1 protein-coding gene is annotated in these 620 nt (G+C 42.1%); it reads left to right on the plus strand.

The annotated features are described in order from the left end of the window. Nucleotides 1–421: 421 nt before the first annotated feature. Entirely contained in the window at nt 422–520 is a 99-nt protein-coding gene (locus FD01_RS16235) for a type I toxin-antitoxin system Fst family toxin (RefSeq protein ID WP_152164833.1), read from the plus strand. The last annotated feature ends 100 nt before the right edge of the window (nt 521–620 follow it).

Genomic DNA, 620 nt, shown 5'->3' on the forward strand with positions numbered 1-620 from the left:
TATTTTGTCTGAGTGCTAACGATAGTGGCTAACTTGATTGTAAAACGCGGGGAAGATTACGGATGAATTCATGTTAAAATTACCTTGCCCTTTCTTGTGTTAGCTTTGTTTTTTGGTGACTCAACTTTAACACAAAGTTGGGGCTTTTTTAGTTAATTCAGAGTATCAAAACAGCGGTCCAATCACGTTTTCCAAACGTGATTGGACCGTTTGCTTTTTTGCCTTTAGTTGTTCTCTAGATTTTGGGTAAACTCAAAAAATGTCTGGTTGAAGCGTTGAAAAACAGGTGGATTTTCACGCTGTGTGATCCCAGTCTGCGTGAAAAATACGCCACGGTTTCTTCATTGTCTTTGCATCGTGTCTGGACTGGTGTCATGCTATGATAGTAGTTAGGCAACTGCCTCCAAAGGGGGTGTTGTTTGTGTTACGAGATCTTTTCACAATCGTTGTCGGCCCTGTGGTGGTCGGGGTTATCATTCACTTGATTGAGCGTTGGCTGGACGCTTTAGATGATGATTAGCCAGTTGCCAACCAGACCCACACGCTAACTGAATAGTGAAAAAAAATGGGTCTAAAATTTTTGGTGTTGAAGAGCACTTCAACGCCGGAAGTTTTAGGCC

Origin of the sequence: Lacticaseibacillus manihotivorans DSM 13343 = JCM 12514 (assembly GCF_001435035.1) — a bacterium.
Classification (GTDB): domain Bacteria; phylum Bacillota; class Bacilli; order Lactobacillales; family Lactobacillaceae; genus Lacticaseibacillus; species Lacticaseibacillus manihotivorans.